This window comes from Proteus sp. NMG38-2 (genome assembly GCF_020640995.1).
GTDB lineage: Bacteria > Pseudomonadota > Gammaproteobacteria > Enterobacterales > Enterobacteriaceae > Proteus.
On record NZ_CP085481.1, the window covers coordinates 2,751,200 to 2,773,152 of the forward strand.

19 protein-coding genes are annotated in these 21,953 nt (G+C 41.6%); 2 read left to right on the top strand and 17 right to left on the bottom strand.

The window, feature by feature from the left end; all coding sequences use genetic code 11:
• The 13 genes from nuoM to hexA all read right to left on the bottom strand — a co-directional run bounded on the left by nuoM (nucleotide 1) and on the right by hexA (nucleotide 15,191).
• Entirely contained in the window at nucleotides 1-1,530 is a 1,530-nt protein-coding gene (gene nuoM, locus LG402_RS13195; protein ID WP_166540724.1) for an NADH-quinone oxidoreductase subunit M, read from the bottom strand.
• 19 nt (nucleotides 1,531-1,549) lie between these two features.
• Nucleotides 1,550-3,385, bottom strand: coding sequence for an NADH-quinone oxidoreductase subunit L (gene nuoL, locus LG402_RS13200; protein WP_166540725.1), 1,836 nt, complete (start codon nucleotides 3,383-3,385; stop codon nucleotides 1,550-1,552).
• Complete coding sequence (gene nuoK, locus LG402_RS13205) at nucleotides 3,382-3,684, bottom strand: NADH-quinone oxidoreductase subunit NuoK (RefSeq protein ID WP_023581731.1); 303 nt, start codon at nucleotides 3,682-3,684, stop codon at nucleotides 3,382-3,384. Before nuoK ends, nuoL begins: the two co-directional genes overlap by 4 nt.
• Nucleotides 3,681-4,214 (bottom strand): NADH-quinone oxidoreductase subunit J, encoded by a 534-nt coding sequence (gene nuoJ / locus LG402_RS13210; protein WP_072063175.1) that lies wholly within the window; start codon nucleotides 4,212-4,214, stop codon nucleotides 3,681-3,683. The genes nuoK and nuoJ overlap by 4 nt, the downstream gene beginning before the upstream one ends.
• A gap of 12 nt (nucleotides 4,215-4,226) precedes the next feature.
• A complete protein-coding gene (nuoI, locus tag LG402_RS13215) occupies nucleotides 4,227-4,769 on the bottom strand; it encodes an NADH-quinone oxidoreductase subunit NuoI (protein WP_006533299.1) in 543 nt (180 codons plus the stop codon).
• A 14-nt stretch (nucleotides 4,770-4,783) separates the two neighbouring features.
• Nucleotides 4,784-5,761: an NADH-quinone oxidoreductase subunit NuoH gene (nuoH, locus tag LG402_RS13220; protein WP_006533300.1), complete on the bottom strand. Its 978-nt coding sequence runs from the start codon at nucleotides 5,759-5,761 to the stop codon at nucleotides 4,784-4,786.
• The gene (gene nuoG, locus LG402_RS13225; protein WP_227335719.1) at nucleotides 5,761-8,493 is read right to left on the bottom strand and encodes an NADH-quinone oxidoreductase subunit NuoG; all 2,733 of its coding nucleotides are present in this window, start codon (nucleotides 8,491-8,493) and stop codon (nucleotides 5,761-5,763) included. The genes nuoH and nuoG overlap by 1 nt, the downstream gene beginning before the upstream one ends.
• Before the next feature lie 53 nt (nucleotides 8,494-8,546).
• Nucleotides 8,547-9,911, bottom strand: coding sequence for an NADH-quinone oxidoreductase subunit NuoF (gene nuoF / locus LG402_RS13230; protein WP_072063177.1), 1,365 nt, complete (start codon nucleotides 9,909-9,911; stop codon nucleotides 8,547-8,549).
• Entirely contained in the window at nucleotides 9,908-10,453 is a 546-nt protein-coding gene (gene nuoE / locus LG402_RS13235; RefSeq protein ID WP_006533305.1) for an NADH-quinone oxidoreductase subunit NuoE, read from the bottom strand. Before nuoE ends, nuoF begins: the two co-directional genes overlap by 4 nt.
• A 2-nt stretch (nucleotides 10,454-10,455) precedes the next feature.
• Nucleotides 10,456-12,252, bottom strand: a complete 1,797-nt coding sequence (gene nuoC, locus LG402_RS13240; RefSeq protein ID WP_166540727.1) for an NADH-quinone oxidoreductase subunit C/D — start codon at nucleotides 12,250-12,252, stop codon at nucleotides 10,456-10,458.
• A 76-nt stretch (nucleotides 12,253-12,328) separates the two neighbouring features.
• Nucleotides 12,329-13,003 (bottom strand): NuoB/complex I 20 kDa subunit family protein, encoded by a 675-nt coding sequence (locus LG402_RS13245; RefSeq protein WP_004243697.1) that lies wholly within the window; start codon nucleotides 13,001-13,003, stop codon nucleotides 12,329-12,331.
• A gap of 17 nt (nucleotides 13,004-13,020) precedes the next feature.
• The gene (locus LG402_RS13250) at nucleotides 13,021-13,473 is read right to left on the bottom strand and encodes an NADH-quinone oxidoreductase subunit A (protein ID WP_072068609.1); all 453 of its coding nucleotides are present in this window, start codon (nucleotides 13,471-13,473) and stop codon (nucleotides 13,021-13,023) included.
• 800 nt (nucleotides 13,474-14,273) lie between these two features.
• Nucleotides 14,274-15,191, bottom strand: coding sequence for a transcriptional regulator HexA (gene hexA / locus LG402_RS13255; RefSeq protein WP_166540729.1), 918 nt, complete (start codon nucleotides 15,189-15,191; stop codon nucleotides 14,274-14,276).
• A gap of 853 nt (nucleotides 15,192-16,044) precedes the next feature.
• Between hexA and LG402_RS13260 the strand changes: the two genes are divergently transcribed.
• The gene (locus LG402_RS13260) at nucleotides 16,045-17,259 is read left to right on the top strand and encodes a pyridoxal phosphate-dependent aminotransferase (protein WP_072068611.1); all 1,215 of its coding nucleotides are present in this window, start codon (nucleotides 16,045-16,047) and stop codon (nucleotides 17,257-17,259) included.
• Nucleotides 17,260-17,394: 135 nt separating this feature from the next.
• Complete coding sequence (gene yfbR / locus LG402_RS13265) at nucleotides 17,395-17,976, top strand: 5'-deoxynucleotidase (RefSeq protein WP_004243705.1); 582 nt, start codon at nucleotides 17,395-17,397, stop codon at nucleotides 17,974-17,976.
• A 57-nt stretch (nucleotides 17,977-18,033) separates the two neighbouring features.
• On the opposite strand, the gene LG402_RS13270 is transcribed toward yfbR, so the two are convergent.
• The 4 genes from LG402_RS13270 to yfbV all read right to left on the bottom strand — a co-directional run bounded on the left by LG402_RS13270 (nucleotide 18,034) and on the right by yfbV (nucleotide 21,759).
• Nucleotides 18,034-19,863 carry an SLC13 family permease gene (locus tag LG402_RS13270; RefSeq protein ID WP_166540730.1) on the bottom strand — a complete coding sequence of 610 codons (1,830 nt, stop codon included), beginning with the start codon at nucleotides 19,861-19,863 and terminating at the stop codon, nucleotides 18,034-18,036.
• 109 nt (nucleotides 19,864-19,972) lie between these two features.
• The gene (locus tag LG402_RS13275; protein ID WP_166540731.1) at nucleotides 19,973-20,635 is read right to left on the bottom strand and encodes a sugar phosphatase; all 663 of its coding nucleotides are present in this window, start codon (nucleotides 20,633-20,635) and stop codon (nucleotides 19,973-19,975) included.
• 34 nt (nucleotides 20,636-20,669) lie between these two features.
• Nucleotides 20,670-21,164, bottom strand: coding sequence for a YfbU family protein (locus LG402_RS13280; protein WP_072068750.1), 495 nt, complete (start codon nucleotides 21,162-21,164; stop codon nucleotides 20,670-20,672).
• 139 nt (nucleotides 21,165-21,303) lie between these two features.
• Nucleotides 21,304-21,759 carry a terminus macrodomain insulation protein YfbV gene (yfbV, locus tag LG402_RS13285; RefSeq protein ID WP_166540732.1) on the bottom strand — a complete coding sequence of 152 codons (456 nt, stop codon included), beginning with the start codon at nucleotides 21,757-21,759 and terminating at the stop codon, nucleotides 21,304-21,306.
• Nucleotides 21,760-21,953 lie beyond the last annotated feature (194 nt).

Below are 21,953 nucleotides of genomic sequence, written 5' to 3' on the forward strand. Positions count from 1 at the left end.
TTACGGCCTTACTGTTGAAATAGAAGCGGAATACCAAGTCTGGAGATTTTCCATCGCTGATGCCGAGGTGTCTAATACTGGTTGTGGGAAGAAGCCCAAAATAACCAGTAAAACCACCAAGGTGATCAGGATAAAGAATTCTCTCAGATCCAACCCTTTATAGGTTCTTTCAGCTGTTTTCGGTGAACCGTAGTAAGCCTGTTGCATCATCCATAGTGCGTAAACAGATGCAAAGACTAAACCAAAGACCGAAATAATCGTGATCAGCTTAAAGTTGCCATAAGTACCAAACAGGATCATAAACTCACCAACGAAGTTACCTGTTCCTGGCATACCTAAAGAGGCAACTGCAAAGAACAGTGAAAACGCAGGTAAGAAACGGATGCTTTTCCACAATCCACCCATTTGATTCATATCACGCGTACCTAAGCGTTCATACAGCATGCCACACATGATAAATAGACCTGCAGCTGACAAACCGTTAGTGATCATCTGAATGATAGCACCTTGATAAGCCAATACAGAGCCAGCATAAATCGCAATCACGATAAAGCCCATGTGAGAAATACTACTGTAAGCCGCAAGACGTTTAATATCTGTCTGACGAAATGCCAGTAATGCTGCATAAAATACGGTAATTAAACCTAACCACATTGCCACAGGAGCAAGCAATGCTGATGCTTCTGGGAACAGTGGTAAGTTAAAACGCAATAAACCGTAAGCTGCTGTTTTTAACAAAATACCGGATAAGTCAACAGAACCCGCTGTTGGTGCTTCTGCGTGCGCATCGGCTAACCAGCCATGAACAGGAACAATTGGCATTTTCACCGCAAATGCAGCGAAGAAACCTAGCATCAGGATAAATTGTAGCTCAGTACCTAATACGGTGTGTGCTTGTAATAAGGTGTCATAGCTAAACGTCCAAATACCTGTTTCACGGTAGAAAGCAACCGCTAAACCGATAATGGCCAGCAACATTAACAGGCCACTTGCCTGTGTATAGATAAAGAATTTCGTTGCTGCACTGACGTGTGCTTTATCACTACTTCCTTTGTGTCCCCATAAAGAAATCAGGAAATACATTGGGATCAACATCATTTCCCAGAAGAAGAAGAATAAGAACAGATCCGTCGCTAAAAATACCCCCATTACACCTGCTAAGATCCACAGCAGGTTAAAATGGAAAGCACCTTGTGATGGTTGATTTTCATTCCACGATGAAAGTACCGCTAAGATACCTAAAATCGCAGTTAATACAGCCATCAGTAATGACATACCATCAAGTGCGAACTGGATGTTGATCCCTAACGCAGGGATCCACGGCACAAAGAAATACTCTGTCCAGCGTGGTGCTCCATCAGCACTGAGTAGTTGATAATCGCCTTGCAACCAAAGTTGCACAGAAATAACGAGTGTTAATCCCATCGTCAGCAACGCAACCCAGCGAGGAACTTGCGAGCCAATTCGTTCAGCCTGCCAACTTAGCAGGCCACCGATGAAGGGAATAAGTATTAGCCAGGGTAATAACATGGCGCAATGTGTCCCTTAATTAAACCAGAAGCAGCAGAGCGATAACCAGCACTGCACCTAAACCGAGAGAAGCCGCATACCAACGTGCTAATCCATTTTCACTGAAACTTAATCCTTTATTGGTGCCTTTAAGCAAGCAACCAAATAAATTAAAGAATTGGTTCACAGGATCATTTTGGATAAGCCACGCCGCCCCTTTATAAGGTTTGACAAACAGCACTTCATACAGAGCATCGAATCCCCAAGCATGGAACCACCATGTTGAGAAGAAACGACCGGTACGAGTATTGGCAACCTTAGAAACACATTGACGCTGTTTCAGGTATAACCATGCTGCAATGGCAACGCCTACAATCGCTACCACACCAGAAAGTATTTCTAACACATACTTACCATCATGAGATGCGCTTCCTTCAGGGAACACAGCACCTAACGGTTGAGTAATTAATGCACCGATAAACGTTGATAACAGTGCTAATACCGCTAATGGGAAAGTATGTGTAAAACCTTTAACTTGGTGTGCTTCGGTTTTGGTTTCACCATGGAATACGATGAAAATCAAACGGAAGGTATAAAGTGACGTAAATAACGCACCAATTAACCCTGCTAGCATTAAGTTAAAATGCCCGTTTGAGTACGCACCCCATAAGATTTCATCTTTACTGAAGAACCCTGCTGTTAACAGTGGTAATGCCGCTAATGCGCCACCACCAATTAAGAAACATGCATAAACAAATGGGATCTTCTTACGTAACCCGCCCATCTTAAAGATATTCTGTTCGTGGTGGCAGGCTACAATTACCGAACCTGCGGATAAGAACAGTAACGCTTTAAAGAAAGCGTGGGTCATTAAGTGGAAAATTGCGGCATCCCATGCTTGAGCGCCTAAAGCCAAGAACATATAACCAATTTGGCTCATGGTTGAATAAGCAAGAATACGTTTAATATCTGTTTGTACTAAGGCAGCAAAACCCGCTAACACTAATGTCACAGCACCGATAATACCAACTAACTCCAGTACTTCTGGTGCCATTAAGAATAGCGCATTACTACGTGCCACTAAGTACACACCTGCTGTAACCATGGTTGCGGCGTGAATTAATGCAGATACAGGTGTTGGGCCTGCCATTGCATCGGCTAACCAAGTTTGTAATGGAAGCTGTGCAGATTTACCTACAGCACCGCCTAATACCATTAACATTGCCCAGTTAATAACACTTGAACCTACTGCTAATTGCTCAGGAGCAAGCACTGCCATTTCACGGAAGCTTAATGTACCTAATTGGTCAAACAGGATAAACATACCGATAGCTAAGAACACATCACCGATACGCGTTACGATAAACGCTTTCATCGCCGCTGCGCCATTAGCAGGATTGCTATAATAGAAACCAATTAACAGGTAGCTACATAGGCCAACCCCTTCCCACCCCATATACATCAGCATCATGTTATCAGCCAGTACTAAAACAACCATACTTGCGATAAATAAGTTGGTATAAGCAAAGAAGCGAGAATATCCTTCTTCTCCACGCATATACCACGATGCATACATATGAATAAGGAAGCCAACACCGGTAATAACACCCAGCATGGTTAATGAAAGACCATCAAGAACCAGAGTGAATGGAATATTAAAATTCCCTGCTGACATCCAGTTCCATAAAGTCAGAACATAAGTTTCTTGCCCATTGGCAAAGAAATCCATACCAGCCCAAAGTGCAACTAAAGCCGATAAACCAACCGAACCTGTACCAATCCATGCTGATACGTTTTCAGACCAACGACCACGTGAGAAAGCGAGCAGTAAAAATCCCAGCAGTGGTAGCAGAATGGTTAAATAGAGTATATTCATCCGCGCATCTCACTGACTGTATCAATATTGATGTTTTGGCGATGTCTATGAAGCTGTAACAACAATGCCAGACCAATACTTGCCTCTGCCGCTGCCAAGCTGATTGCCAGAATATACATAATCTGACCATCTGTTTGACCCCAAAAGCTACCACCGACAACAAATGCCAGTGCAGCCGCATTAATCATAATTTCTAGTCCGATCAACATAAACAACAGGTTGCGGCGAAGTACTAAGCAGGTAAAACCTAACACAAACAGTACCGCAGCCAAGATCAAACCATGTTGAAGAGGTATCATTTTTGCTCCCCTGCGTTTTCGTTTTCGACGAGATCGTCATGGCTCTGATCACGACCAATGTGATAAGCAACTATTAACCCTGACAATAAGAGAACAGATGCTAACTCAACAGCCAGAATATAAGGCCCAAACAAGCTAATACCGACCTCTTTCGCGCCAATTATTTCTCCAGTAATTTCACCGTGAGTGACACTACTAATTGCATAAATAAGCACGACTAATAGCATCAGAGATAAAAGAGCTGGCCCAATCCAAAACTTCGGTTGTAGCCACTTTCTCTCTTGATCAACGACGGATTTACCTAAGTTGAGCATCATCACCACGAAAACGAACAACACCATAATGGCGCCAGCGTAAACGATGATTTCTAATGCACCTGCGAAATAGGCGCCCAGCGAGAAGAAAACCACAGAGAGTGCAATCAATGAAATCACTAAGTACAACAATGCGTGTACTGGATTGGTATGAGTGATAACTCTCAATGTTGCAAGGATGGCAATCAGCCCCGCGATGTAAAATGCAAATTCCATGAATATCGCTCCTTACGGTAACAGGCTTTTGACATCGATAGGTTTAGCTTCATCATCTGCATCACCTTTGTCTTTGCCGTTAATCGCCATACCTGTTTTACGGTAAAAGTTATATTCAGGATATTTGCCGGGTCCAGAAATCAACAAATCGTCTTTTTCATAAACCAGATCCTGACGCTTAAACTCACCCATTTCAAAATCAGGCGTCAATTGTAACGCCGTTGTTGGACAAGCTTCTTCACATAAACCGCAGAAAATACAGCGAGAAAAGTTGATACGGAAAAATTCCGGATACCAACGACCATCTTCATGTTCTGCTTTCTGTAATGAAATACAGCCAACTGGACAAACTGCTGCACACAAGTTACAAGCAACACAGCGCTCTTCACCATCGGGATCACGCGTCAATACAATACGTCCACGGTAGCGTGGTGCAACATTGACAGGTTCTTCCGGGTACATCTGTGTTTCACGTTTGGCGAAGGCGTGTAAGCCAATCATCCAAATGCTTCGTACCTGGGTGCCGAAACCAGTCAATAACTCTTTTAAAGTCATGGTTCAATCACCCCTTATTGAGCGTTGTAAAGTATCACTGCAGCAGTTACCAGCAGATTGATAAGAGTTAACGGTAAGCAAATTTTCCAACCAAAAGACATCACTTGGTCGTAACGCGGACGCGGTAACGATGCACGAATAAGGATGAACATCATCATGAAGAATCCTGTTTTCAGTGCAAACCAAATGAATGATGGTAAGAAAGGACCTTGCCAACCACCAAAGAATAACGTCACGATAAGACCTGATACTGCAACGATCCCGATATATTCACCGACAAAGAACAGACCGAATTTCATACCGGAATATTCAATGTGATAACCATCAGCAAGTTCTTGTTCTGCTTCTGGTTGGTCAAATGGATGACGGTGACAAACAGCAACGCCAGCAATCGCAAACGTAATAAAGCCGAAGAATTGTGGAATGACATTCCACATATTCGCTTGTGAATTCACAATATCTGTCAAGTTAAAAGAGCCTGCTTGAGCAACAACCCCTAAGATTGAGAGTCCTAAGAACACCTCATAACTTACGGTTTGTGCTGATGCACGCATTGCACCTAACAATGAGTATTTATTGTTACTTGACCAACCCGCAAATAACACGGCATAAACCGCGATACCCGCAACCATCAAGAAGAATAAAATACCGATGTTTAAGTCAGCAACAACCCATGTTGAGCTAACAGGTACAATAGCAAATGACAGTAATAAAGATGAAAACGCAATTACTGGTGCTATGGTGAAGATAAAGCGGTCAGCAAATTTTGGGATCCAGTCCTCTTTAAAGAACATTTTGATCATATCCGCAATTAGCTGTGCTGAACCTGCATAACCTACACGGTTAGGCCCATAACGGTTTTGGAATAATCCCAGTAAACGGCGTTCCCCCATACTCATAAAAGCACCACAGGTAACCACGACAAGCAAGATCACCACGGCTTTTAGAACGGTGAGTAAAATCTCTGTAACTTCAGGAGATAACCAGCTCATTATGCAATACCCCGCAGTTGACGAACCGATACACCCACCAGCGATGGAGAAATACCTGCCATACCTAACGGCAAGCCGATTTGACCTTGAGTCAGGTGAGCACTGATTTTCACAGGTAAGGTGAATTCACGACCTTCGTAAGTAAACATGGCTTGCTGACCCTGAGTTAACGCTAATGCTTGTGCATCAGATTCGCTCAATGTTAGATAAGCCGTTTCCATACGAGATTGGATAACTTCTGCACGTTGTGATAATTCTTCACTACCAAATAAACGGTAGCAAGGTGCGACAGTCCACTGATTTTTCTGTGCATTAAATGGCGCAGGAATATCCGTGAAGTAGCCTAGTGTATTATCACCACATTCAATTAGACGCACGCCTGGATCACCAAAGCGTAAGCTGCCACCCACTTCGGCTTGGAATTTATTCCATGCTTGAGGTGAGTTCCAACCCGGTGCCCATGCAAATGGAATTTGCTGGCGAGGCGCTGTTGGGCTGTTATTACCTTCCATTGAGAATGCAAATGGTGTGTCGATATCTTTTGGCTGACGCTGTTCATGAACAGACACATTCGCCAACATAGATGTACGACCACTATAACGATGTGGTTCACGTGCCAGTTTTTGACCGCGAATACGGAATGACGCATTCGGTGCAGCATCAACAATGCCCGCAAACTGAGGAAGACGTGTTGCACAATGCTCAATCACATTGTCTAACTGTGTCCAATCCAGTGTTCTTTCATGCCATTGTGAATCAACCGCACTTAACCAACGCCAGCTTTCATGCATCACGACTTCTTTGTTATAGAAAGAAGGTTCGAAAACTTGGAAGTAACGCTGTGCTCTGCCCTCTTGACTCACCATTGTTCCATCGCTTTCAGCGAATGAAGAAGCAGGGAGAACCAGATGTGCTTTCGCCATAATGTCTGTTTGCTGGTGGTCAATAACAATTAAGTTATCCACTTTCGCAACCGCATCATCAATCACATCAGCATCGTAATGGCGATATAAATCGTTTTCCATAACAACAACGGTGTCTGCTTGACCACTGCGCATGATTTTTAACGCATCATCAAGAGGTTGCGCATTCATCATGGCAAGACCCATGCTGTTTGCATCATCAGCAACGAAAGAAAGTCCCACTTCATTGCCTTTTGCTTTTAATGCAAACGCAATGTTGGCAGCGGCTTTAATAACGTCTTCGCTACCTGCATGACTACCACTGATAATTAATGGTTTTTTCGCTTGAGAAAGTGCTTGAACAACCATCTCGATATGTTTATTCAGCGCTTCATCAATGCCATCAACCGCTGGTGCTTCACCATTAATGTTATTGGCAATTGCAAAACCTAAGCGTGCTTGATCAACAACCGGGGCGCGATAACTCCACGCAGCAACATCATCAAGACGAGTTTCATCAACATGAGTCACAAACAGTGGGTATTTAGCACGTTGCCCGATATTCATAATCGCAGCGATTTGCCAATCAGCCACTTTTTGAGCTGCTGCCATTTCGCGAGCTTTACCTTTCACTGCTTGGCGTACAGACAATGCCATACGAGCACCGGTTTGCGTTAAATCTTCACCTAACACTAAAACTGCATCGTAATCTTCAATTTCACGTAGAGATGGAGTATGAACACCACCTTTTTGTAAAATCTCTAGCATTAATGTCAAACGTTTCTGCTCTGATGCAGAAATACCGCTATAGAAGTTTTCAGCACCCACAACTTCACGTAATGCAAAGTTACTTTCGATACTTGCACGCGGTGAGCCAATACCAACAATACGCTGGCTTTTTTTCAGCATATCCGCAGCAGCTTGAGTTGCTTGAACAGCATTGATCTCTAACCAGTTACTACCTAAACGTTTTTTAGGTTGACGAGGTCTGCTTGCTAAGTTCACATAGCCATAGCCAAAACGACCACGGTCACAGAGGAAATAGCGGTTTACAGTCCCGTTATAACGGTTTTCAATACGACGTAATTCACCATAACGTTCACCTGGGCTTGTATTACAGCCCATGCTACAACCTTGGCAAATACTTGGTGCAAACTGCATATCCCACTTACGGTTATAACGTGATGAGTGAGTTTTATCAGTAAATACACCCGTCGGACAAATTTCGACCAAGTTACCCGAGAATTCGCTCTCTAATGTGCCATCTTCAACACGTCCAAAGAAAACGTTGTTATGTGCACCAAAGACACCTAAATCAGTACCATCAGCATAGTCTTTGTAGTAACGAACACAGCGGTAACAAGCAATACAACGGTTCATTTCATGAGAAATAAACGGTCCCAGATCTTGGTTTCTATGTGTACGCTTCGTAAAGCGATAGCGACGCATAGTGTGACCTGTCATTACCGTCATATCTTGAAGGTGGCAGTTACCGCCTTCTTCACAAACTGGACAGTCATGAGGATGGTTTGTCATATACCATTCAACAACGCTTTCACGGAATTTCTTCGCTTCTTCGTCATCAATAGAAATAAACGTGCCATCAGTCGCTGGTGTCATACAAGACATCACTAAACGACCGCGGGTATCCTCAGCATTTTGATACTGCTTAACCGCACACTGGCGGCAAGCGCCAACGCTTCCCAGCGCTGGGTGCCAGCAAAAATAAGGAATATCTAAGCCTAAATTAAGACAGGCTTCTAACAGGTTATCAGCCCCGTTAACTTCATATTCTTTGCCGTCTACATGAATCGTAGCCATAGTCAGCATGCTTCCCAAAGGCCTGCACAGCAGGCGTTAAACCTAGAATGTGTCGTAAAAAATTACCAGCGGCTTTTCAGCAAGTTAGGCTGAATACCTCTGATTAAGTTGGCATTGGTATAATCTTCTTGAATAATGCCCGCTTCAAATTCTTCACGGAAATATTTAATGGCGCTTTGTAAAGGTTCTACTGCACCCGGTGCGTGAGCACAGAATGTGTGTCCTGGACTTAAAGAACGACATAAATGCTCAAGGGTTTCAATATCACCAGGGCGACCTTTACCGTTTTCTATCGCACGTAAGATTTCGACACTCCATGGCAAGCCATCACGACAAGGTGTACACCAGCCGCAAGATTCACGCGCAAAGAATTCTTCTAAGTTGCGAGTTAATGAAACCATATTAATTTCATTATCTACTGCCATCGCAAGCGCTGTGCCTAAACGGCTACCTGCTTTTGCAATCGTGCCAAAATCCATTGGGAGGTCGAGATGATCTTCAGTTAGAAAGTCAGTACCTGCACCACCCGGTTGCCATGCTTTCAGCTTAAGACCATCGCGCATACCGCCTGCGTAATCTTCAAGGATCTCACGCGCTGTTGTACCAAATGGTAATTCCCATAAGCCCGGAAATTTCACGCGACCTGAGAATCCCATTAATTTAGTACCCGCATCTGGGCTTTTGCCTTCACTTAAGCCGATATACCAATCTTTGCCATGTTCAATAATCGCGGGCACATTACACAGTGTTTCAACGTTATTGACACAGGTTGGTTTACCCCATGCACCTGATGTTGCAGGGAATGGTGGTTTAGAGCGCGGGTTAGCACGACGACCTTCTAAGGAGTTGATTAATGCTGTTTCTTCACCACAGATGTAACGACCAGCACCTGTATGAACGAACAGTTCAAAATCAATACCTGAACCGAAGATATTTTTACCAAGGAAACCCGCTGCTTTTGCTTCCTCGATTGCATGGCGTAAATGCTTAGCCGCTTCAATATATTCGCCACGAAGGAAAATATAACCACGATAAGCTTTTAGTGCGTGAGCACCGATAATCATCCCTTCAATTAACAGATGTGGAAGTTCTTCCATTAAGAGACGGTCTTTATATGTTCCCGGCTCCATTTCATCTGCATTACAAAGGATGTAACGGATATTCATGCTTTCATCTTTTGGCATCAGGCTCCATTTCAAGCCTGTTGAGAATCCAGCACCACCACGACCTTTTAGGCCAGCATCTTTGACTTCTGTCGTAACTTCAGTCGGTGACATGCCTTTTAATGCTTTTTCTGCCGCTTTATAACCGTTTTTAGCACGGTATTCATCCAGCCATACAGGCTGACGATCATCGCGTAAGCGCCACGTTAGCGGGTGCGTTTCTGCGCTACGAATAATCGGTTTTGCTCCTGAAATTGCTGTCATGGATACTGCTCCAGTAACGTTTCAATCTCTTCAGGTTTAACAAAGCTGTGAGTATCGTCATCTACCATCATGGTAGGACCTTTATCACAATTACCTAAACAGCAGGTTGGCAGTAATGTAAAGCGACCATCTGGTGTTGTTTGACCAGGGATGATATTAAGATGCTTTTCAATTGCTGCTTGAATGCCTTGATAACCTGTAATATGACAAACCACGCTGTCACAAAAACGAATAATGTGACGACCAACGGGTTGACGGAAAATTTGGCTATAGAACGTAGCAACGCCTTCAACATCGCTAGCAGGGATCCCAAGAACATCCGCAATCGCATAGATTGCGCCGTCTTCCACCCATCCACGGTTCTTTTGCACAATTTTCAGTGCTTCTATAGATGCTGCTCGCGGATCTTCGTAGTGATGTTTTTCTTGTTCAATTTCGGCACGTTCTTCTTCAGTTAATACAAACGTCGCTTTCTTTGAATGCGTGACATCAACAATTTCAATCTGCACCGCATCATCTTTTTGGTTTAATTCATTTTGCATGATTAACGATCCACATCCGACATTACAAAATCAATACTTCCCAGATACACAATCAAGTCAGAAACCAAGCTACCGCGGATAACCGCTGGGATTTGTTGCAAGTGAGCAAAGCTAGGCGTACGAATACGTGTGCGATAGCTCATTGTGCTGCCATCACTGGTTAAGTAATAGCTGTTAATCCCTTTAGTGGCTTCAACCATCTGGAATGATTCATTAGCAGGCATAACCGGGCCCCATGAAACCTGTAAGAAGTGGTTAATCATAGTTTCGATATGCTGTAATGTGCGCTCTTTTGGTGGAGGCGTTGTCAGTGGATGATCTGCTTTAAATGGCCCTTCTGGCATGTTTTTATAGCACTGTTCCAAGATGCGTAAGCTCTGGCGTAGCTCTTCTACTTTCAGCATTACACGATCGTAACAGTCACCATTACTTGCGACAGGAATTTCAAATTCAAAGTTTTCATAACCTGAATATGGACGCCATTTACGCACGTCAAACTCAACGCCTGTTGAACGAAGACCTGCACCTGTGACACCCCACTCTAACGCTTCTTTCGAGTTATATGAGGCGACACCGATAGTACGACCTTTCAAAATACTGTTTTGTAACGCTGCTTTTACGTAAGAATCTAGACGTTTTGGCATCCAATCTAAGAATTCACGTAATAAGCGTTCCCAACCGCGTGGTAAGTCATGAGCAACACCACCGATACGGAACCATGCAGGGTGCATACGGAATCCGGTAATCGCTTCAACGATGTTGTAAACTTTCTGACGGTCAGTAAAGGCGAAGAACACCGGTGTCATTGCACCAACGTCTTGGATAAAGGTACTGATATACAGTAAGTGGCTATTAATACGAAATAGCTCAGACAGCATGACACGAATGACTTTAACGCGTTCAGGCACTTCAATACCGGCAAGTTTTTCCACTGCAAGTACATAAGGCATTTCGTTAACGCATCCGCCAAGGTATTCGATTCGATCTGTATATGGGATATAGCTGTGCCAAGATTGGCGCTCACCCATTTTTTCAGCACCACGGTGGTGATAACCCACGTCAGGCACACAGTCGACGATTTCCTCGCCATCAAGCTGAAGAATAATACGGAATGCACCGTGAGAGGATGGATGGTTAGGGCCGAGGTTTAAGAACATAAAGTCCTCATTCTCCGTACCGCGTTTCATTCCCCACTCTTCAGGTTTAAATGTCAGCGATTCCATTTCCAGATCCTGCTTCTGCTTTGTCAGCACATAAGGATCGAACTCTGTCGCACGAGCAGGATAATCTTTACGCAGTGGATGACCTTCCCAATCAGGAAGCATCATTATACGGCGTAAATTTGGGTGCCCATTAAAGACAATCCCAAACATATCCCAGACTTCACGCTCATACCAATTCGAGTTAGGAAAGAGAGATGTGATTGTCGGAACATTAAGATCATTTTCACTTAATGCGACTTTCAACATAATATCTTTATTACGATCGATTGATATCAGATGATAGAAAACGGAAAAGTCTGCTGCGGGCAAGCCTTGACGATGCGTACGAAGGCGCTCATCAAAGCCATGCATATCAAACAGCATGACATAAGGTTTTGGTAAAGATTTGAGGTATTGCATTACCTCAATGAGTTGTTCCCGCTTAACCCAAACAACTGGCATGCCAGTACGAGTAGGCTGGAACGTAAACGCATCTGGCCCAAATTTCTGACGCAGTTCATTAACCACCTGATCATCAATATGATCGGTCGTTTCCCACGCTGGCCGAGCGCCTTTTTGCGCTATCTGATCGGTCATTTCTATTCACCACAACTTTGATCAGGGTTACTATGATCGCAACACATTGCTCTGGTTACGTCTTAGGCAAAAGCCTTTAAATTTCGTCAGGAGTACGCAGATTTTTGACTGCGATACGCTCACCGTGTTTTCTTTCTCGTTCTGATTGCATATTGGCACGGTAAACGCCTTGGTCGCCGACAACCCATGATAATGGGCGACGTTCTTTACCAATGGACTCTTGTAATAACATTAATGCTTGCATATAAGCTTCAGGGCGTGGCGGACATCCAGGAATATACACATCAACTGGAATGAACTTATCCACACCTTGCACTACGGAATAGATGTCATACATGCCACCAGAGTTAGCACATGCACCCATAGAGATAACCCATTTAGGTTCTAACATCTGATCGTATAAACGCTGAATAACCGGTGCCATTTTCGTAAAGCAAGTACCTGCAACCACCATAAAGTCAGCTTGACGAGGGGATGCACGTAATACTTCTGAACCAAAACGAGCCACGTCATGCACAGCTGTAAATGACGTCACCATCTCAACGTAACAACAAGAAAGACCAAAGTTATATGGCCATAAAGAGTTTTTCCGTCCCCAGTTCACAACGTCATGCAACGCATGTTCCAGTTTTCCCATATACACGCTGCGATGAACGTGAGCATCTAATGGGTCACTGACAATTTCCTGTGATTGCAGGGGATAACGGTCATTCTCACCGTTCGGATCTATGCGGGTGAGGGTATAATCCATTTCTAATGCCTCGCTTATTACTGCTGCGGATGTTTGCCGCTGGTTAATCGAACATGGCTTTTACTCGCAGTTTCACGGCGAGAGCGAATAGGCGTCCAATCTAATGCACCTATGCGAACCAAATAGAATAATCCAGCTAATAAAATAGCGATGAAGACTGATGCTTCAATAAAGCCTAACCAGCCGACTTCACGAACGGAAACAGCCCAGGCATAAAGAAACAGTGCTTCAACATCGAAAATAACGAAAAACATGGCAACTAAATAGAATTTAGCCGACATGCGCAGACGAGCGCTGCCAACAGAATCAAGACCAGATTCATAAGGAACATGCTTTGCCCTTGCCTGTGCGCGTCCGCCTAAATAGCGGGCACCCAACAACATGAGCGAACATAACCCCAATGCGCCTATGAGGAAGACAGCAAATGCCCAATGATGGGCGATAACTTCGGTGGTTGTAGACATACTCATTGCTTACTCATCAAAGGTGGTGTCAATTAACCAACTCTTATCCGGCGGTTTACACCACATTTCTAATTACGAAAAAAAAGGCGAATTAAACAGGCTTGCTAATTAAAGAAATAATAACAGTCTATTTATACCTTTCTTATTTTTTAGAAAACTTTGTAATAAATTACGCTGTTTTCTATCGCGATTTAACAAATTTAACACTCATTTTTAACACCCAATTACTGGCTAATGCTAAAACGTGTCAGTCAATCTACAAAATTTTTGCTAACACGCTTAGTCTAACCGATAATTCGATTTTACTACACCAGTATCTCAGGAAAAACCTGACTCAACACAGGCAAATGTGCCTTATTTTCTTGATCAAACTCACAAAATAGTCGAAAAAATACTTAATCAGTTTAAAATTTATCCAAATTTTAACAAATTAACTTTCCAATATTGTGGAGGAGGTCAAATATCCGTTTTGATTTGCGTTTTTATTCTCTAAAAACCTAGACAATCTTTTTATTTGTTAACAAATCCTACAACTGATTAACCCAGGAGGAAGTTAAACATTTTTTTAACAAGCAGTTAAGGCGGTTATGGAATGAAATGTCACAAAGATAAATACATAAATCAACATAAATATTAACATAATGTTACTACATACAAATATGACAATAAAAAAACGGAAATAAATGCGCTTAATTGCATCTATTCCCGTTTATCATTATTCATCACTATTCAGTCTTATTTGACTGTTTTTTTAATCTTTAATTTTTGTGTTTTAACACTCAATATTTACACAACGATTAATGTGATTATTCCAGATCAGTAGAGCTAATATCTTCAGGTGCAGTGACGGTATAAGGTGTTTTCTTGTTTTCAATTGCATTGAATACTGTTAACACCGCTTCATTTTGTTCATCAAAGTTACGATATAACCAATATTGTGTTTCAGGTAAACGCGGTAAACCTTCGCTTTCGCCTAAAATACGTAAATCGGCATTTTGCATTTCAAGTGGACGCGCTGTAATACCCACTTCTGCATTTACGGCAGCACGAACAGCAGATAAAGAAGCCGCTTCATAAGCAATACGCCATTGAATGCCCGCATCATCTAGTGTGTTCGTTGCTAATTGACGGAATGGGTTTGTTTCATCCATCACAACTAAAGGGAGCGGCTCATTCATTTGTATTTGGAAATCAGGCGCACAGTGCCATAACACAGGTGCAGTGCGTAACGCTGTACGTGGATGATGACCAATACGGGCTGTTGTTAATGCTAAATCAATTTCATGATTATCTAGCATTGTTTCAATATATTGAGAACGTTTAATACGTACATCAACCGCTAAACGTGGATATACTGATGCGATACGATTTAATAAAAAAGGCAATAAAGTATCAACAGAGTCGTCAGAGGCACCAATACGTAGTTCCCCTTCCGCATCGCTATACGTTAATGATGCAGTTGCATCATCATTCGCACGTAAAATTTGACGTGCATAACCTAATAATTGAAGGCCATGCTCTGTAAGTAACTTATTACGACCATGACGGGCGAAAAGCTCTCTGCCCACCAATTGCTCTAAACGTTGCATCTGCTGACTAACCGCAGACTGGGTTCGACATACGGCAGCTGCAGCGGCTGCAAACGTGTTTAAATCTGCTACAGCTACAAACGTTCTAAGCAGATCGAGGTCGAGATTCATTATCGGACGATTTGCATTAATCATTGTTTATTCTTCACTTATTTTTGATTTTTAAATTACATATACCTGGTGTTTTTTATCAAAAGTCTAAAAAAGACTTCTAATTAGACAGTACTCTACTCTGAAAAGGAGAGCAAAGACATACCGAATACTTTACATTTGTTTCTTATCGTTTACACCTCCTAGATAGAAAGGAATTGCATCTTTTTGTAACAAATTAAATTTTATTATCATTTCAAGCATTCACAAGAAAGAACTGCATACCATCATCACAAGTTAGACTTGGATCATACTATATTGCTTTCTCGTACATAAATTTTAACATTTTGAAAATAATTTAAATTATCTTAACTATACATTCCAATTTAAGTATCTTCCCCTATAAATTAAATTTAAGATTTAAATTTAATTTATACTTAAACTGATTGATTGCTATAGAATAAAGTAGATTTAACCATATTATTTGAAAATTTAATATATTAAGTCAGATAATACAAATCCGATAAAATTATTCAATAATTGATTATGCAACATTCCATCTATCTATGTATCACATCAACTTATTTCTGATAACCACACTAAAAAGCCCTTATTCACCAGAATAATAATCCAGAATTATTCTTGAAACTGAAATATAAATCTCACATAAGCCACACAATCAGTCATCAAAATAACATTCTAAGAATAAACTGACCTTTTACACCAAAAATTACCTAGCATCTTCAAAAGTTTGTAACGTAAGAGTAGAGTGATAGAACAGTTATTTGCTGGGACAGCCTTTTCATTTGTATCTTTCTATATGAATAGCAATTGGCGATAAATGTCGCTAAGTCGCCACAGTAGAGATACACGTCAGACCCTATTAGGTAAACGCGCTATGAATCAGATTAAAAAATCAAACAAACTCGAACATGTCTGTTACGACATTAGAGGTCCGGTTTTGCAAGAAGCAAAACGTCTGGAAGAAGAAGGTAATAAAGTTTTAAAACTCAATATTGGTAACCCGGCACCTTTTGGCTTTGAAGCACCTGATGAAATTTTAGTAGATGTTATTCGCAATCTACCAAGCTCACAGGGCTATAGTGATTCAAAAGGACTGTTCTCTGCGCGCAAAGCAATCATGCAGCATTATCAAGCTCGTGACATGCGTGACGTCACTGTTGAAGACATCTATATTGGTAACGGTGTTTCTGAATTAATCGTACAAGCGATGCAAGCCTTATTAAATAATGGCGATGAAATGCTGGTACCAGCTCCAGATTATCCTTTATGGACAGCAGCTGTTTCCCTTTCCGGGGGAAACGCAGTTCATTATATGTGTGATGAACAGCAAGGCTGGTTCCCTGATCTCGATGATATTCGTAGCAAAATTACAAAAAATACCCGTGGTATTGTCATTATCAATCCAAACAATCCAACAGGTGCGGTATATAGCAAAGATATTTTGATGGAAATCGTTGAAATAGCTCGTCAGCATGACCTAATTATCTTCGCCGACGAAATCTACGATAAAATTCTCTATGATGATGCCGAACACCACTCTATTGCAGCAATGGCTCCTGACTTATTAACAGTCACCTTTAACGGCTTATCAAAAACCTATCGCGTTGCAGGTTTCCGCCAAGGTTGGATGGTATTAAACGGCCCTAAAAAGCATGCTAAAAGCTACATTGAAGGCTTAAATATGCTGGCTTCCATGCGGTTATGCGCCAACGTTCCGATGCAACACGCCATTCAAACTGCATTAGGTGGTTATCAAAGTATTAGCGAATTTATTCTACCGGGTGGTCGCTTATACGAACAACGCAATCGTGCTTGGGAACTGATCAATCAAATTCCTGGTGTGTCTTGCGTTAAACCTATGGGTGCATTGTATATGTTCCCTAAAATAGACCTTAATCGCTACAGTATTAAAGACGATCAGAAAATGATCCTTGATTTATTACTGCAAGAAAAAGTGTTACTGGTACAAGGTACGGCCTTTAACTGGCCATATCCAGACCATTTCCGTATCGTCACCCTTCCCCGTGAAGATGATTTAGATATGGCAATTCAAAAATTTGGACGCTTTATTGTGGGTTATCACCAATAAAATTGTCTTCTATTAGAGAAAACGCAGTATAACAACCCGTTATATTGCGTTTTTTTATTTTCTTTTTTATTGACGTTTACATCTGTTAGTTATCCACTCACAATAATGTCATCAATCACGCAATTGGGAGATATTATGAGTTACTTTTTTGCCCACCTTTCTCGCTTGAAACTCATTACTCGTTGGCCTTTAATGCGTAATATTCGCCAAGAAAATGTTTCTGAGCACAGTTTACAAGTCGCTTTTGTCGCCCATGCTTTAGCGGTGATTAAAAATCGTAAGTTTGATGGTAATGTCAATGCGGAGCGTATTGCATTACAAGCGATGTATCATGATGCCAGCGAAGTGATCACTGGCGATATGCCAACCCCAATTAAGTACCATAATCCACAGATTGCTCATGAATATAAAAAAATAGAAAAATACGCACAGCAAAAATTAATTGAAATGCTACCCGAAGAATTACAAGAAGATTTTCGTCCTCTTATTGATGAACAATTACATAGTGAGGAAGAAACCTTTATTGTCAAACAAGCTGATAGTTTATGTGCTTATTTAAAATGCCTTGAAGAACTTGCTGCAGGTAACAGTGAATTTAATCTAGCAAAAAATCGCTTAGAAAAAACATTGGCAGAAAGACACAGCCCTGAAATGGACTATTTTATGAAGGTGTTTGTACCTGGGTTTAGTTTATCTCTTGATGAAATTAGTGAGTAAATGATCAAAAAACGCCGTTTATAATAACTAAACGGCGTTTCAGAAAAATGCAGAACATTAGAATGGAAATAATAGCGGGATCAAGAATACGCTAATAAACATTACAATAATCGTAAATGGCACACCAATCTTAATAAAATCTGCAAATTTATAACCGCCAGGTTCAAGAATAAGTGTATTAACTGGTGATGATACAGGTGTCATAAATGCGGCTGATGCAGCAACACCAATCACCATTGCAAATGGTAACGGTGAGACATTCATTTGGTTTGCAGCGGCAATCGCAATGGGAGCCATTAATACCGCCGTTGCCGTATTTGAGATAAACAACCCAATTGATGCGCAGAGTACAAATAAACATACCAACATCACTTGAGGCCCTGCACTACCAGCGACATCCATTAAACCATTTACAATAAGCTCAATACCGCCCGTTTTTTGTAATGCCGCGGCAAATGGCATCATACCCACAATCAAGATAATACTTGGCCAATGGATAGAACGATAGGCACTTTCCATATCAATACAACGGAATTTACCCATTAATAAACAAGCAATAAGTGCAGCAATAAAGTTAGGCACTTCATTTGTCACCATTAATGCCACCATTAATGCTAACGAAAATAATGCATGAGGTGCTTGTGATGAAGCTGGCGCAACCGTTTCAATTTCTGCGGCTAAATTTAACACGATAAAATTACGTGGTTTAGTCGATAAAACCCGAATAAGCTTCCAATCACCAATAACCAACAACACATCACCAAGACGTAATGGCTCATCAACAATTTTACCCGGTAACGCATTACCTTCTCGCCGAATAGCAACAACGTTTAACCCGTAGCGAGTACGGAATTTTATCTCTCTTAATGATTTGCCTAATAACTCTGAATCTGGATTCATAGATACTTCAGCAAGACCGACATCGCGGGATTGTTCTGAGAAATATTCTCCTCGTAATACCATCGGCTCTAGCATCTGTTCACGGCAAAATTCGCGCAAATCAACATCACTGGCAGACATATCTATCAATAAAACATCACGCTCTCTTAATTCAGTGCCCCCTGTTGCGCTGACCATCACACGCCGAAACCGCCTCCAGCGTTCGATACCAACAACGTTTGCACCATAACGAGAACGTAGGTGCAATTCATCAAGTGAATGACCTACAAGTGGGGAGCCTTTACGAATGGCTAAACGACGAGCACGTCCTGCTAATTGATAATCACGAATAAGATCACGGAAAGTACGACGATAAGCCTCTTTTTGCTTCCCATTATCGTTATTTCCTAACCAACGACGTACTACCAGCATATATAGAATACCGGCAAACAATACAGCAATACCAATTGGTGTAATGGAGAAAAATTGAAAACTTGGCAATCCTTCTCTGACTAATTCACTGTTAACAACCATATTAGGCGGAGTCGCCACTAAGGTCATTAATCCACTGATAAGGCCCGCAAAACCTAGCGGCATCATTAAACGACCTGGTGATGTTTTCATCCGAGCAGCAACGCTCAGCACAACAGGGATAAAGATAGCTACCACGCCCGTTGAGCTCATGAAAGCCCCCAAACTTGCAACACATATCATTAATAGCACAAGCATTTTAACTTCACTGCTACCCGCAACACGTACAAGCCAGTCACCCATTTGATAAGCCACGCCTGTTCTCACTAACCCTTCGCCAATAACAAAAAGGGCAGCAATAAGTAATACGTTAGGATCACTAAATCCTACTGTGGCTTCATTTAATGTAAGTGTACCGCTAAGAACGAATGCGATGATGACAAGTAAAGCGACCACATCCATGCGGATTTTGTTGGTCGTAAAAAGGACAATAGCTATCAATAGCAGGCTTAAAACCCATAATAATTCGCTATTCAAAATGGCCTCGATCAGCAATAAGTGAAAACAGGTTAAGACATCAATTCACTACATTGATAAGTAGACCATTTTTACATCGATAAGTCTTCTAGTATGATCAAAGAAAAGACTATCTTTTGTGCGTTATTATCACTTTTTCAGCTTGCTTCTCGATTTGAATATCATTTAAAGAATCAATAATTAAATGAATCTCATTACGGCGAGGAAGGGATAAAGGAGCATGAACAGCAACGACTTGACATCCTGCATCTAAACCAGAGTAAATACCGGCCGCTGCGTCTTCAAAAACCACACATTCTTGAGGCAATAAACCCAATTTTTTAGCTCCTAAAAGATAAGGCTCAGGATTAGGTTTACCCTTACTAATACATTCCGCTGTAACCCAATGTTTAGGTTCAGGAATACCAGTGACAGATTGGCGCGTTGATGCGATTGGTACGGTACCTGAAGTCACAATTGCCCACGGAATATCTAATTCATTAAGGTGATTAATTAACTCAATAGCCCCCGGAAGCGGTGCTAAACCTTCTGTTTGTGTTGATTCTAATTTTTCTAACCAACGAAAGGTATCTGTTATCTCTTGTTCGGAAGCATTAGGCATAAAATGGCGAATCGACTCAATGGCTGGCTTTCCATGAATATAGTCATTAATCTCTTGTGTTGATATGCCAACGCGTTCACCAAATAACGCCCAACAATATTCAACAACGGGTAATGAATCAACTAATGTTCCATCTAAATCAAACAGAAAGCCTTTACATGTGATCGCCATAATTTATGCCTACCTTAGAATGATGCGTTACTTATTACGCATTAAGAATTTGTTGGATTTCAACGGCGCTAAGGTGATATTGACGAGGGCAGGCTAACCAAACAGCCAGCATTCTTTGGTATTTTTCCCACATTGGTGTTTGTGAGTTGAAACCATGACTACCGCTATCAAAATGCGTATAGCGCCCTTCTGTATTCACCATAAAACGCACATAACTAAGATAGCGGGATTCTGTCGCCGCATCAAAGCCAATAAATGCAACACGACGAGCATCCGGCATTTCTTGGTCTTTTAAGTTATCGCGAGAAACTTGCAGTGCATGGTACATTTCCATGACGTTAATAATGGTACGGCAAGTCTCCTCTGACATTTCATCAAAATCACGGTCTAGTTCACGTAATTGTAATCCGTAACCGCGTTCAATGATTGTCTGATAGCGACGATAACGTTCAGCGTTATCAGGATCCATCATAGTCATCATTTTATATTGATTAGAGAGGATCAAGCGTTGTGCGTGTGTCATTTCCATCATTAATTCTCCAAAGAAATCATTGAGAAGAGCATGACATTAATCAAAAGTATTGAGTAGTGTTAACTACGCGTTTTTTGATCTCAACGGGGTAATTCTAAAGACAATAATGACAAATGACGAAGGTAGAACAAATGTTCTACACATCATCAAGAAAAGAGCGATCAAGTTGCTTAAAAGCACGTTTTAATAAATGTGCTAGAGAAAGGTAAGTCGGCGTTTGTTCCACAGGTGCTAAAGCAATGCCTGCTTCTTCAAATTTCTCGCGTATCTCATAAAACCAGCGTAATAATGTGCCAGGAAGAGGGGTTGCTGCACGCTTACCTAACCACCATAACCCTTGCATTGGCAGGCTACAGGCAAATAACGCTGTTGTAATTGCAGGCCCTAAATTTCCCCCTAAAGCAATTTGCCATGTCATTGTAAAAATGGCGATCGGCGGCATATAGCGAATGCCAAATCGTGTTGCTTTGACAATGCGATTTTCAGGGAATACGGGCGCTAATTGCTTTTCAACCGGCCAGGTTTTTAAATACTCATTACCCAAACGAAGCTTCTTAAAAAAGCCGGGAGGAGTCACTGTCGGTTCGCTCATAATGACCTCAATCAATTTCTTCTGTAACTTTTAAAAAATATCTATAAAGAATAAAAATCTTTTAGTAGAATTAAGTATATTTTGTCTTTGTTGCCTTTACTCTGTATCCTGTGCCCATTCTAAAGGTTTGTGGCAATAAAGCGCTATATTTTGTTTGCCGGCGTGATTTTCAACCCTTTTCGCCGATTTTAACG